The organism is Sphingomonas sp. CROZ-RG-20F-R02-07, assembly GCF_022662335.1.
Lineage (GTDB): Bacteria > Pseudomonadota > Alphaproteobacteria > Sphingomonadales > Sphingomonadaceae > Sphingomonas.
In genome coordinates, this window is sequence record NZ_JAKNQJ010000018.1 from 1 (window position 1) to 12,246 (window position 12,246).

Below are 12,246 nucleotides of genomic sequence, written 5' to 3' on the forward strand. Positions count from 1 at the left end.
CCACCTCAGGTGACGAGTTGAAGCGGCGAAATGGCGATGGCGGCAGGGCACGTGAAGGGCGAGGCATCAGCCGCCGTTACCAGCCCCCTGCCCAGCCTGCCACGTTGGTCTGACAGAGCCATTGCCTTCAATGGACATCGGCTTGGTCGGCGATGCTGAGAAAATCGTGAATCGCGATCGCCGTTGCTACCCGATAGGGGTGTCGCACGATGCTCTCATGATCGCCATCGTTGCGCACCACATGTAGACGCGGCGTCGTTTGGCACCAACGGGACACGACGGCATGGGCATCGCTGGAATGCGATAGTACGAGGAGCGTCGCCGCATTTAGTGGTCTCGCCCGGTGGCGACGGGTCGCCTGTTCCACCCGTTCGCTGAAGCTCGCCGGCGGCGCATCGCTCGCGTTCCATCGTGGACGAAAGCGATTTTGGACGATCGCCTGCAAGCGGCGATCGAGGCGCATCCCGGGGAGGGCGGCGTCGAGCAGGACGAGCCGCTCGACCGCGTATCCCCCCTCGCGAAGCTGGCAGGCGAGTTCATGCGCGACTACGCCCCAGCGGCACCATCCGCCGATCCGATAGGGCCCGGTCGGCTGGACGATCAGAAGCCGCGCCATCGCCGCGCGGGCGACATCGGCAACCGTGAGGGCCCCCTCGCCCAGATCCGCCTCGTCCTCGCGGTAAAGATTGAGCGAGCGGACGGGCTGGCCCGGCGGCATCGCGCGCACCATGCCGCGGATCAGCGGCCCCGCGTCGAGCCAATGAAGCGGCGGCCGATCGCCGCCGTCGTTCAACAGCATCGACACGCCGTCCATCGTCGGACTGGCCCCTGTCACCAGATCAGTCATCGCCGCCAACGTCGATGCCTGCATCAGATCGCTCAATTCGAACCCGCGCCCGAATTGCTGTTCAATCCGGCGAAGCAGACGGACGGTGATGAGCGAATAGCCGCCGAGATCGAAGAAATCGTCGGCCGGCCCGATCGTCGGGATACCCAGCAACTCGCTCCAGATCGCCGCCAGCCGGCCTTCTGCACTGGCATCGCCGGCGATCGTGGCCGGCGATGCCACGTCCGCCGACGGCATGGGATTGGGCAAGGCCGCACGGTCGATCTTGCGATTGGGGGTGAGCGGCATCTCGACCATCGGCAGCAATCGGCCGGGAACCATGTAAGGCGGCAGGCGATCGGCGAGGAACGCCTTCAGCATCGCCGCCGGCAACGCCCCGCCCACCCGTGAGACGACATATCCTACGAGGACGTTTTCGCCCGACGTGTCCGGCCACACGCGCGCCGCAGCCCATGCCACGTCGGGATGAGCGGCCAGCGCGGCCTCCACCTCGCCCAATTCGATGCGAAAGCCGCGGACCTTCACCTGATCGTCCATGCGGCCGAGACAATAGAGCGCGCCGTCCCCGTCCATCGAACCGAGATCGCCGGTGCGATAGGCACGCGCGCCATTCTCGAGCGTCACGAAGCGCTTGGCGCTCAGATCGGGGTCTCGGCGATAACCGCGCGCGACGCCGGGACCGGCGATCACGATCTCGCCGACGGCGCCCGTCGCCACCGGCGCGAGGCCGGCATCGGCGATCCGCACCGTCGTGCCTTCGATGGGTCGGCCGATCGACACGGGCCCCTCGCCTGCACGGACGCGGCACGCGGTCGACCACACGGCTGTCTCCGTGGGGCCGTATACGTTCCACAATTCGGCGCATCGCGGGAGCAGGCGGTCGGCCAGATCGCGCGTCATCGCCTCGCCGCCACAAAGCAGCCTCAGCCCCGGCAGGCCGGGCCATCCCGCATCGAGCAGCGCCCGCCACGTGGCGGGCGTCGCCTGCATCAGGTCGGGCCGGTGAAGCGCGATCGCCGCCGCCAGGCGACGGGGATCGGCGACCTCGTCCAGATCGAGAAGGACGATCGTCCCACCCACGATCAGCGGCAGGAAGATGTCGATCACCGACAAATCGAACCCGATCCGCGTCGGCGCCAACAGCGTCTCGCCGCGGACCAGCCCCGGCGCCGCGGCGATCGAGTCGAGCAGAGCGACGACGCCGCGATGTTCGATCTCGACGCCCTTGGGCTGGCCCGTCGATCCCGAGGTGTACATGACATAGGCGAGCGCATCGGGGGCGAGCGCATCGGGCGCGGTCGCCCGTGCCGGCAGCGGCGGGGCGTTTGCGTCGGCATCGTCCTCCACCACGATCACGGGGCAGGACAGCGGCGGCAGACGATCGGCAAGCGCCCGGTGGACGACGACGACCGCGGGCGACGCCCCCTCGACGATGCGGCGCAACCGCTGGGCCGGTTGGGCCGGATCGAGCGGGACATAGGCACCCCCCGCCTGGAACACGCCGAGCAGCCACGTCGGCAGGTCGATCGTCCGTTCGAGGCACAGCCCGACCAGCATCTCCCCACCGTCCGGGCCCTCCGGCCGATGGCGTGCGATCCGCCGTGCGCAGCGATCCGCCGCCTCCGCGAGTTCGGCATAGGTGGCACGCGCACCGCGCGCCACGACGGCGACGGCGTCCGGGGTTTCCGCCACGCGGTCGGCGAAACGGCGAATGATGGAGGACCAACGATCGGGGATGTTCGCGACCAGCCGCCAGTCCGCATCGTCACGCGCCATCGTGCCCCCCTGTCGTTCCACCACCCTGCCCGTGTGCGGATCGGGCCTCTTCGGCCGGAGGAGGCACCCCGGCGCCGCCATTTGTTAAATAACGCGCCGATGTGGCCGCGTACCGGCGAACGATGTCCGATCTTTTTGCCCGGCCGATGCGTCCGCTATGCCCATGACGCCCGGCCCCGCGGGGCGGCTGTTCCTCAACGGCAAATTCTATGGCGGCGCGATGAACGGGGTGCACCGCGTGGCGGACCGCCTGCTCCGCGAACTCGATGCGCTGGCGGTGCGCGGCGGCGGGCCCGATCGCTGGGACATGCGGCTGCTGCTGCCCGACCGCGGCGACTGGGCACCGCCATTTCAGGCGATCGTCCGCGTGCCGCAGCGGCTCGGCCACACCCAATATTGGGAACAGATGCTGTTGCCGCGCGCGGCACGTGGCGGGGCGCTGGCCAGCTTCGCCAATCTCGCGCCGCGTGCGCATCCGCGCAAGTTGACGATGGTGCACGATGCCCAGTTCCGCCTCTCGCCCGAATCCTATCCGGCGAAGCTGCGCCTCGGCTACCGGGCGCTGATCCCGCTCGGCGCGCGATCCAGCCGGATCGTGCTCACCGTATCCGACTATGCGCGCGACAGCCTCGCCACGTTCGGGATCGCCGATCCGGCATCAACGATCGTGCTGCACAACGGCGCGGACCATATCCTCGAACCGCGGGCCGATCCGCACGTTCGGATCGGCCATGGTCTCGATTCGCGGCGTTATTGCGTGCTGTTCGGCTCCGCCGCGCGGTACAAGAATCTGGCGGTGGTGTTCGCGGCCTTCGCGCTGCCCGCGCTTGCCGGATTGCCGCTCGTGGTGATCGGCCCCGATCGCGCCCGATTGACCGCAGCGGGGCTCGAACCGCCGGCCAGCGCCGTGTTCGTCGGCCCGATCGATGACGCCACGTTGCGCGATCTCTACGAACACGCGCATGCGCTGCTCTACCCGTCACGCACCGAAGGCTTCGGCCTGCCGCCGGTCGAGGCGATGCTGTGCGGCTGCCCGGTCGTCGCCGCGCCAGCCGGGGCGGTGCCGGAAATCTGCCGCGACGCGGTCCATTACGCGGGCATGGACTCGCCCGCCGAATGGGCCGACGCGATCGTGGCGCTGGGCGATCAGGCCCTGCGCGCCGCCAAGATCGCCGCCGGACACCGCCGCGCGGCCGGGTTCACGTGGCGAGCGGCTGGCGAACGCCTGGCAGCGATTCTGACGCCACTGGTCGAGGGGCATGCGCCGGCCTGAGATCGATTGCCCAGGTCTGCGCCGCCAGCGCCACGATGCGATCGGCATGGCGCTCCGCCGACAGATAGCGCGCGAACCGCGGCCAGCGATCCGCCGCCACCGGTTCTCCTGCCGTCAGGGCTTCGAGCAGCGCCCGGTCGAGATCGCCGGGAACGGCGGGATCGAACGTCGCCCCACCACCGAAGCGCTGCACCAGCTCGGCCGATCCGGCGCGCATCGACACGACCACCGGCACACCCGCCGCCATCGCCTCGGGCACAATGAGCCCCCAGGTTTCGGGCCAGCGCGACGGCAGCACCACCACGCGGCAGGCCCGCATCGCGGCGGTCATCTCCGCACGCGGGCGCCAGCGCCGATGATGCTGGCCGGGGCGTTCGGCAAGCGAGGCCACCAGCGAACCCGTGCCGACATAATAGCCCGACAGGCCGAGCCGAACGGCGGCGTCGGCGAGCTCGCTCACGCCCTTTTCGGGCTCCAGCCGACCGAAATAGCCGATGTCGAACCGCGGCGTGCCGCGCGCCGGCGGCGGGGCGGCCGGAATGGCGAGCCAGTTGCGCACGTCGGCGTGCCGCTCACCGGGCAGAAGCGGCTCGGCGGTGCGCCGCGCATGATCGGACAGGTGCAGGAACAGCCGGCGATCGGCATGCCCCCGCGTCACCCCGCGCAGGGCGACGTGGCGTGCCAGCCGCCCTAGCTTGTGCAGGCGCCCGGCACGGTCGCAATCGGCGGCGACGCAACGCAGGCCCAAGGGCCGGCGATCGCAGGGCCGTCGTTCGACGAAGTCGTAATAGGCGCCGTTGGGGCACGGCCAGAAATAATCGTGCATGTAGATCATCGTGCGGAACGGCGCGAGCAGCCCGATCGCCGCGGGCGAGAGATAGCGCGTCCATTGGTGGAGGATGACGACGGTCCGCTCGGGATCCTCGTCGGCCAAAAGCGCCCCCAGCGAACGGCGGGCGGCGGGATTGTAGATCGTGCGGATCGCGCCGCCCCGGCCGCCTTCGCGCAGATCCGCGCCGCCGAGCGATACGATGTCCGCGTCCTCGCCTGCCGCGAACCCCGAGACGAGCCGCACGTCCACGCCGTGGTCGCGAAGCGCGCTGTAATGATCGCGTACCGCATGGCCCGCCCCCCCGCTGGCCGCGGAATCGCCACCGGCATAGTCGGACAGGATGATCGCGCGGCCCTCAACCACGCGCAACGGTGCGATACAGCGCCGGTATATCCGATCCGAGCGCCTCGTAGAGCTGGATCAGCTCGTCGTTCATGCGATCGGCGGTGAACCGCGCGAGATAGCGCGCGCGTCCCGCCCGGCCCATCGCATGCCATTCGTCGCGCCCAACCTGCTGGAGCACATGGGCGAGCCGTTCGGGCATGTCGGGCGAAACCAGCCGCCCCGTCTCGCCGTCGACGACGATCTCGCGCAGGCCCCCCACGGTCGAGGCGACCACCGCCCGGCCGCCGCGCATCGCCTCAATCGCGACCAGGCCGAAGCCCTCCCAGCGCGACGGGATCACGACGACGTCGGCGGCGGCGATCTCGGCCGCCACCTCGGCGAGCGAGCGCCAACCGAGCGTCTCGATCGATCCCGCCGCGCGCCGGGTGCCCGACCGGCCGACGATCGCCTCGCCGATGACGCGCACGCTCAGCCGACCGCCGAGCGGCTCGACCGCATCGAGCAGCGTGTCGAAACCTTTCTGATGATCGAGCCGTCCGACGAAGAGCACCTTGATCCGCGGATCGTCCCAGCGCGCCGGCCGCGCGGGGGCGATGTCGGCGATGCCATTCAGCACCAGCGTCATACGCTGTTCGGCGATGCCCGCGCCGATGCCTTGGCGGCGTTCGTGATCGGAAATCACGACGATCCGGTCGCACAGCCCGGACAATGCCCGCTCCACCCGCGCGACCAGCCACCGCTTCCACCCCGCCGATTTTCGGTCGAAGCCCCAGCCATGGGGGCAGTAGACGATGCGGAACGGCACGCGGCGCCATCCATAGATCAGCCGTACCAGCGCGCCCGCGAAACTCGAATGCGCGTGGATGACGGTTGGCCGGAACCGGCGGACTTCGCGCACCAGCGCGATCCCGAGCGTCAGCAGCGCGAGCAACGAGCGTCCGCGGCGACGCCAGCTTTCCACGCTGCGACGATCGACTCCGCTGACATGCGCCGCATGGCGATCGGGCAAGAGCGCCCGCACATGATCGATCCCCAGGCGCCGCGCCTGATAGGGCAGCATTTCCGCCAGATAGGTGCCGACGCCCCCTTGCGCCGATTCGGCGACGTGAAGAACCCTCATGGCCGTTCCGGATCGCTGACCGTGCATCGCCCGCTTGTGCGGGTGCAGCATGATCCCGGCACCATCAAATGATCGGATCGCGAAGCGGCGGCCATGCTTGTCGTCCGTTCATGGTCGCGCGCGTTCGTTCCGTCCCCTCGAAGCCGCACGCGCCTGCCACCTTGTGGACGGTGCAGTGGATGCGCGCGGCGGCCGCGCTGATGGTGGTGATCGGCCACAGCCAGAGCGTGGTCGGCGGCATCGCCCGGACTACCGGCGGTTCCTTCACCCGCTCGACGGTGCTGCCCTGGGGGGCCGGCGTCGATCTGTTTTTCGTCATCTCGGGCTTCATCATGGTGCATGCCTCGCGTGCGCTGTTCGGCGAAGCGGGCGCCGCGCGCGTCTTCCTCAAGCGACGGCTGGCGCGGATCATCCCGCTCTATTGGCTCGCCACGACACTGTTCCTGATGATCCTGGCCGCAGCGAGCCTGAAGGGCGGCGATCTTTTTCCGTCCGCCGCCGCCATCCTCGCGAGCTACGCCTTCGTGCCCTATGCATCGAACGGCGCACTCGCCTTTCCGGTGTTCGATCTGGGCTGGACGCTCAATTACGAGATGTTCTTCTATGCGGTGTTCGCCGCCACGCTCGCCACCGGAATCGGACGGGTGCGCGCGACCATGGGGATCGCGGTCGCGCTCCTGGCGGTCGTGCTGATCGGGGCGTGGCTGCCGATGCCGGTGGCAGCGCTCCGCTTCTGGACTCGGCCGATTATCGTCGATTTCGCGCTCGGCCTCGCGGTGGCGCTGGCGCTGGCCGAAGGGGTCGTCCTGCCGCGTCTCGTGCGATGGGCGATGGTGGCGGCGGGCGTCGCGATCCTCTGTGCCGATCCCTGCCATCTGTTCAACGGGCCGGTGGGGATCACCGTCGCCAATGGCTGGCCCCGCGTCATCGTCGCCGGCCTGCCCGCCGCCCTCGTGCTGGCGGGTGCGGTGCTTGGGCCCGAGCCGCATGTCCACCGCCTATTGGCGCCGCTCGGCGCGATCGGCGACGCCTCCTATTCGCTCTATCTGCTTCACCCCTTCGTGCTAATCGCGGTGGAGAAGATGGCGCAGAAATCCGCCGCCTTCAGGGCGCTGCCCGGGGGCGCGATCGTGGCCGGCATGGTCGGCGTCGCGATCGCCGTCGCGCTGGTCGCGCATCGCCGGCTGGAACGGCCGCTGACGCGCTGGGTGAACGCCCGGCTCGCCGCCCGGATCATGCCCCGCTCGCGCGACGACGCCTTCCCGATCCGAGGAGCCAAGACATGATGACGTTGCGCGAACATATCCGCCGCTTCACCGGCACGCCGTCGCCTTTCGCCACGGAACCCGCACTGGAGCCGATCTATCGCGCACTGTTCCAGCGCGAACTCGCCAAGATCGGCGAGGTGGACGATTTCTTTCCGGTGGGGGGCGCCGCCAATTACAGCCTGCTCTATCTGATCCTGCAGGTCGGCGTGCAGCTTCGGCCGCGATCCGTGCTCGATATCGGCGCGGGGCAAAGCTCGCGTCTCTGGTCGATGCTGCACCGCGCGGGCTATGTCGGCGACGTCCTGACGCTGGAGAGCGACGCGTCCTGGGGCGCACGCATCGCCGCGCAGGTCGATCACGAGGTGCTGGTGACACCGCTGGCCTCGACCCGGGCCGGTGGCCGGGCGTCGCTCACCTATGACTGGCCACGCGCGCGGGCGGGGCGGCGCTTCGACGCGATGGTCTGCGACGGGCCGAACGGCACGCGCCGCCATTCGCGCAGCGGCATCCTCGCCATGCTGGACGATACCTTGCCCGACGATGTCGTGCTGATCCTCGACGATGCCGAGCGACCGGGCGAACAGGATACCGTCACCGCGATTCACAAGCGGCTCCAGCAGCTCGGCGCCGACTATGGCGTCGGCGTCACCCGCGCCGCCAAGACCCAGGCCATCTTCGCCACCGGCGCCTATCGGCCCGCTATCTATCTGTAGCCAGCGTCGGGCGCGGCGCCGTCAGCACCGCGATCGTCCGGCGGACATGCGCGCCGAGCGCGACATAGACCGCCAGCACGCAGGCCGCATAGATCCCCGCCGCCGCGATCCAGCCGGGCCACGATACCGGCGCAAGCCCGACCGTCGCCCCGACCACGCCGAGTGCGACCGCCGTGCCCGAGATCGCCGGTCCCAGCGCGCGCAGCAGCGCACCCCAGCCGAGCCCGGTCAACGCGACGGTCATCCATATGAACGCGAGGCTCAGCAGGGTGATGACGACCGCATAGGCCTTGACGAGCGCGAGCAACCCAAAGGGCAGCGACAGGACGAACGTCGCCACCAGCAATAGTGTGTTGACGATGGTCAGCAGGAATTGCGCGCGCGCCTTTCCCGCCACCATCAGCAGCGTGCCGTTATAGGACGCGATCGATTGAATCGCGCCCAGCGGCGCGAGCCACGCGACGATCGCCGGCACCACGGCCCAGCGCGGCGACAGCAGCGCGTGGACCGGAAAGGCCAGGCCGAAGGTAAGGAACGTCATCGTCGGCATCGTAATCATGGCGGTGGCCGACAACACGCTCGCCACCATGGCGCGTGTCTCGGGCCCATGCGGATCCTGATCGCGCAGCGTCGCCAGCAGGATGCCGCTGGTCGGCCAAGTGATCGCCATCAGCGGCGCCAGCATGAACTGGTAGGCCAGGCCGTACAGGCCGACCATGCTGGCGCCGAGCCAGGCGCCGACCAGCAGATTGTCGCTGTTGCGCGCCAGGAAGTTCAGCAGGTTGGTCGCCAGCACCCATCCGCCGAACGACAATAGCCGACCGAGTTGCCGCAGGCGGAGATTGGGGGTGAGCGTCTCGCGGGTCAGCCAGCCGAACGCGCCCGCACGCAGCAGGTGGTTGACCAGATTGTACACCACGAGCGACCAGACCCCGCCGCCGTGCCAGGCGACGGTCAGCCCGATCACCGCCGCGATCGCGATCGCGGCGGCCTCGATCGCGGCGATCCGGCCGTAGCGCAACTGCCGCTCCAGCATCGCGCGCGGCGTCGCGGCGGTAACGCTCAGGATCACGACCACCGCCATCCCCATCATCACCGGGGCAAGGCCGTTCATCCCGATCGCGAACTGCAACGGATAGGCGACGATCGCGAGCAGCGCCGCGCACCCGATCCCGCCCAGCACCATGGCGCCGAAGGCGGCCCCCGCCTCGTCGCGGCTGAGCGTCGGCGCGCGGGTGATCGCGCTCGTCATGCCCAGATCGGTCAGCATCGCGATCAGCACGACGAACGGCGTGGTGAAGACGACCAGCCCGTAATCCGCAGGCGTCACGAAGGCCGCGATCGCGATGTTCATCCCGAACTGGATGGCATTGCGGTACAGGCTCAGCCCGGACATCGAGAGCATATTCTTGCCGAGCACGCGTGACCTCCGGTTGGCGGCCTTCGCACACCACGCCCCCGTCTTCGCACCTGCATCATTTGATGCGCCGCCGGGTGAAGCGCGTTCCTAGAGCGGCGTAGTAGGACCGCGCGCGGGAGAACGGGTTTGACGGGCGGATCGGCAATCGCGGAATCGGAATTCCAGGCGGTCGGCCACCGGCGGGCCGGGTTCGGCGAGATCGTCGCGATGGCAACGGCGATGGCGGTCAACTGGTATCTTGCGGCCGCGCTCGCGAGTTCGCTGTTCTCGCTGACGTCGCTGCTGCTGTTCGGCTGGCTGCTACTGGTCGTGGCACGGCTGAGCACGGCGGGGTTCATCCTTCTGATCCCGGTCGTCCTTACCCGCGCGGCGACGCTGATCTCGCTTTCGGTGATCGAAGCCGGCGCCTATATGCCCGAGGTCAACCGGCTGGGCGAGGCGGGCGACGCCAGCGCGTCGTTCGTCGTCTACACCGCGATCTTCTTTCTCACCTTCGCGATCGCGTTCCGTCCGTTCGAGGACAAGGCGACCGCGTTCGCGCGTTCGCCGCTGCTCGACCGGCTCGTCGCGGCGATCGGCTGGCCCGTGGTGCTAGCCTGCATGGCGTGCGGCGCGCTCGCCTTTCTCTACGGCCTTCGCGGCGGCTTTCCGCTGATCCAGGGCGTCGACCGGTTTCTCTATCGCCGTGAATATAGCAGCGGGCTGGTGCTCGCGCTGCTGGACAACAAATTCCTGTTCGCCGCCGTGCTGGGCGCGATCGCCTTCGCGCCGCGCCATGCGCCGCTGCTGAAGACCAGCGCCAAGCTGACCTTCGCCGGGCTGACCGCGCTGTATTTCCTGTTCGGCGACAAGTTCTTCACGATCCTCGCCGAGGTGGCTTTCTTCGTGATGCCGCTGCTGCTGCAACGCCGCGCCACGCTAGGGCGGACGCTGATGCGGATCGCGCCGCTGGGGCTGGCGCTGATGTGCGGGTCGCTCGCCGCCACGCTCTATATCTATTCGGGCTATGGTCGCCTGCCGCTCGACCGCACCGCGATGCTGGTGGGCGAGCGGATCGCGGGCCAGGGCGAATTGTGGTTCGTGGCCACGCAGGACGATCGGCGGCCGACCAACTGGGACGCGCATCTCGTCCAGCGGTACATCGCGGTGCTCGACGACAAGTCGCCGCCCGCCTCCGCCTTTGCCAACGGCGTCGAGACCTATTATTTCATCCAGCATTATTCGCCCGCCAAGCTGGCCGCCAGCTTCCGCAAGAACCAAGGCTGGGTGCAGTTAACCATGGGCACCGAGGCGATGGCGCTGGTGATGTTCGGCTATTGGGGAGCCGCCGTCGTCATGGCGCTGCTGGGCGCGATCATGGGCTTCGCCGCGCTCTATCTCTTCCGTGCCTTCGCGTCCGCCTTCCCGCTCACCCTGTTGTTCGCGGTATGGACCTATCTTCAGGTGTATTTCGCCGTCCAGCAGGCTTCGCTGTGGAGCGTGGCGGCGCCGGGGCAGATCAAGCGCCTGCTGATGTTCCTGACGCTCGAGATGATCCTGCTCGCGGTCAACCGCGCGCAGATCGTCGCGGCGCTCGGCCGGGCGCGGGCGGCGACGTTCGCCGGGCGGCGCGCGGCATGATCTCGCGGCGCCTGATCCTGGGCGGCGGGCTCGCCCTTCCCCTCGCCGCCGCCGTCCGCGCGCCGGCCGCGCCACCGCGCGCGCCGCGGTTCCCGCGCGAGGTGCTGACCTTCTATTATTCCTGGTACGCCACGCCAGCGCGCAGCGGCCATTGGGCGCATTGGCAGGGCCCGAAGGGCGAGGCGCCGCGGCAGAGCCCGACGCTCGATCACCCGACGCTCGGCGCCTATGACAGCCACGATCCCGCGGTAATCGCCACACATCTGAACCAAATGAAGGCGGCGGGCATCACCGCGCTGGTCACAAGCTGGTGGGGCCAGGGATCGTTCGAGGACGGCGCGCTGCCCGCGATCCTCGATGCGGCGCATGCCCGCGGTCTGAAGGTGACCGTGTATCTGGAACAACAGAAGAACGGGCAGGCTGGCGCCGATGCCGATCTCGCCTATCTGATGCGCCGCTATGGCGATCATCCTGCCTGGCTCGCGGTCGACCGCCGCCCCGTGTTGTTCCTCTATCTCCAGGCGCTGCGCGATCTGCCCGCCAGCGGCTGGCGCACGGCGGCCGACGCGACCGGCCGCCAGCCGTTCCTGGTAGGCGACGTCAGCCCGCGCGAAACCACGACCTTCGCGGCTTGGTCGCCGTTCATGGACGGCATCCATGTCTATGTGCTCGCTCCTTATGTGAAGGGCATGGAGCCGGCGGCGATGGCCGCCTGGGCGGACCGCACCTATCCCGCCTGGAAGCGCGCGATCGGTTCGCGGCTGTTCTGCGCCACCGTCATCCCCGGCTTCGACGACACGCGCGTGCCCGGCCGCACGCTGCCCCGCCCCACCGTGCCGCGCTTCGACGGGCGCACTTATGCCACCTTATGGGACGCGGCGATCCGCCACGATGCGGATTGGGTGATCGTCACCTCGTTCAACGAATGGCACGAGGGATCCGAGATCGAGCCATCGCGCGAATATGGCACGCGCTATCTCGACATGACCGCGGCCGCCGCACGCCGCTTCCGGCGCGGCTGAGCCAGCAAGA

Annotated in this window: 9 protein-coding genes; 5 read left to right on the forward strand and 4 right to left on the reverse strand. The window is 69.1% G+C overall.

The genetic code is table 11. The features are described 5' to 3' along the window. Nucleotides 1–127: 127 nt before the first annotated feature. Nucleotides 128–2,623, reverse strand: a complete 2,496-nt coding sequence (locus L8H00_RS16885; protein WP_242098476.1) for an amino acid adenylation domain-containing protein — start codon at nt 2,621–2,623, stop codon at nt 128–130. 157 nt (nt 2,624–2,780) lie between these two features. On the opposite strand from L8H00_RS16885, the gene L8H00_RS16890 reads away from it, so the two are divergent. Continuing rightward, a complete protein-coding gene (locus L8H00_RS16890; RefSeq protein WP_242098477.1) occupies nt 2,781–3,896 on the forward strand; it encodes a glycosyltransferase family 1 protein in 1,116 nt (371 codons plus the stop codon). On the opposite strand, the gene L8H00_RS16895 is transcribed toward L8H00_RS16890, so the two are convergent. Together L8H00_RS16895 and L8H00_RS16900 are read right to left on the reverse strand one after the other, a co-directional pair. Beyond that, on the reverse strand, nt 3,823–5,091 hold the full coding sequence (locus L8H00_RS16895; RefSeq protein ID WP_242098525.1) for a glycosyltransferase family 4 protein: 1,269 nt from the start codon (nt 5,089–5,091) through the stop codon (nt 3,823–3,825). The genes L8H00_RS16890 and L8H00_RS16895 overlap by 74 nt on opposite strands. After that, a complete protein-coding gene (locus L8H00_RS16900; RefSeq protein WP_242098478.1) occupies nt 5,084–6,193 on the reverse strand; it encodes a glycosyltransferase in 1,110 nt (369 codons plus the stop codon). Before L8H00_RS16900 ends, L8H00_RS16895 begins: the two co-directional genes overlap by 8 nt. Nucleotides 6,194–6,261: 68 nt before the next feature. On the opposite strand from L8H00_RS16900, the gene L8H00_RS16905 reads away from it, so the two are divergent. Then, nucleotides 6,262–7,479 (forward strand): acyltransferase, encoded by a 1,218-nt coding sequence (locus L8H00_RS16905; protein ID WP_242098479.1) that lies wholly within the window; start codon nt 6,262–6,264, stop codon nt 7,477–7,479. After that, the gene (locus L8H00_RS16910) at nt 7,476–8,174 is read left to right on the forward strand and encodes a hypothetical protein (RefSeq protein WP_242098480.1); all 699 of its coding nucleotides are present in this window, start codon (nt 7,476–7,478) and stop codon (nt 8,172–8,174) included. Before L8H00_RS16905 ends, L8H00_RS16910 begins: the two co-directional genes overlap by 4 nt. On the opposite strand, the gene L8H00_RS16915 is transcribed toward L8H00_RS16910, so the two are convergent. Beyond that, on the reverse strand, nt 8,161–9,594 hold the full coding sequence (locus L8H00_RS16915) for an oligosaccharide flippase family protein (protein ID WP_242098481.1): 1,434 nt from the start codon (nt 9,592–9,594) through the stop codon (nt 8,161–8,163). The genes L8H00_RS16910 and L8H00_RS16915 overlap by 14 nt on opposite strands. Before the next feature lie 126 nt (nt 9,595–9,720). Between L8H00_RS16915 and L8H00_RS16920 the strand changes: the two genes are divergently transcribed. Together L8H00_RS16920 and L8H00_RS16925 are read left to right on the forward strand one after the other, a co-directional pair. Further along, the gene (locus L8H00_RS16920; RefSeq protein WP_242098482.1) at nt 9,721–11,214 is read left to right on the forward strand and encodes a DUF6418 domain-containing protein; all 1,494 of its coding nucleotides are present in this window, start codon (nt 9,721–9,723) and stop codon (nt 11,212–11,214) included. Beyond that, complete coding sequence (locus L8H00_RS16925; protein ID WP_242098483.1) at nt 11,211–12,236, forward strand: hypothetical protein; 1,026 nt, start codon at nt 11,211–11,213, stop codon at nt 12,234–12,236. Before L8H00_RS16920 ends, L8H00_RS16925 begins: the two co-directional genes overlap by 4 nt. The last annotated feature ends 10 nt before the right edge of the window (nt 12,237–12,246 follow it).

Coding starts and splice junctions, on each gene's coding strand:
- L8H00_RS16890 (WP_242098477.1), top strand. CDS start 2,781: ATGCCCATGACGCCCGGCCCCGCGGGGCGGCTGTTCCTCAACGGCAAA.
- L8H00_RS16910 (WP_242098480.1), top strand. CDS start 7,476: ATGATGACGTTGCGCGAACATATCCGCCGCTTCACCGGCACGCCGTCG.
- L8H00_RS16905 (WP_242098479.1), top strand. CDS start 6,262: ATGATCGGATCGCGAAGCGGCGGCCATGCTTGTCGTCCGTTCATGGTC.
- L8H00_RS16885 (WP_242098476.1), bottom strand. CDS start 2,623: ATGGCGCGTGACGATGCGGACTGGCGGCTGGTCGCGAACATCCCCGAT.
- L8H00_RS16900 (WP_242098478.1), bottom strand. CDS start 6,193: ATGAGGGTTCTTCACGTCGCCGAATCGGCGCAAGGGGGCGTCGGCACC.
- L8H00_RS16925 (WP_242098483.1), top strand. CDS start 11,211: ATGATCTCGCGGCGCCTGATCCTGGGCGGCGGGCTCGCCCTTCCCCTC.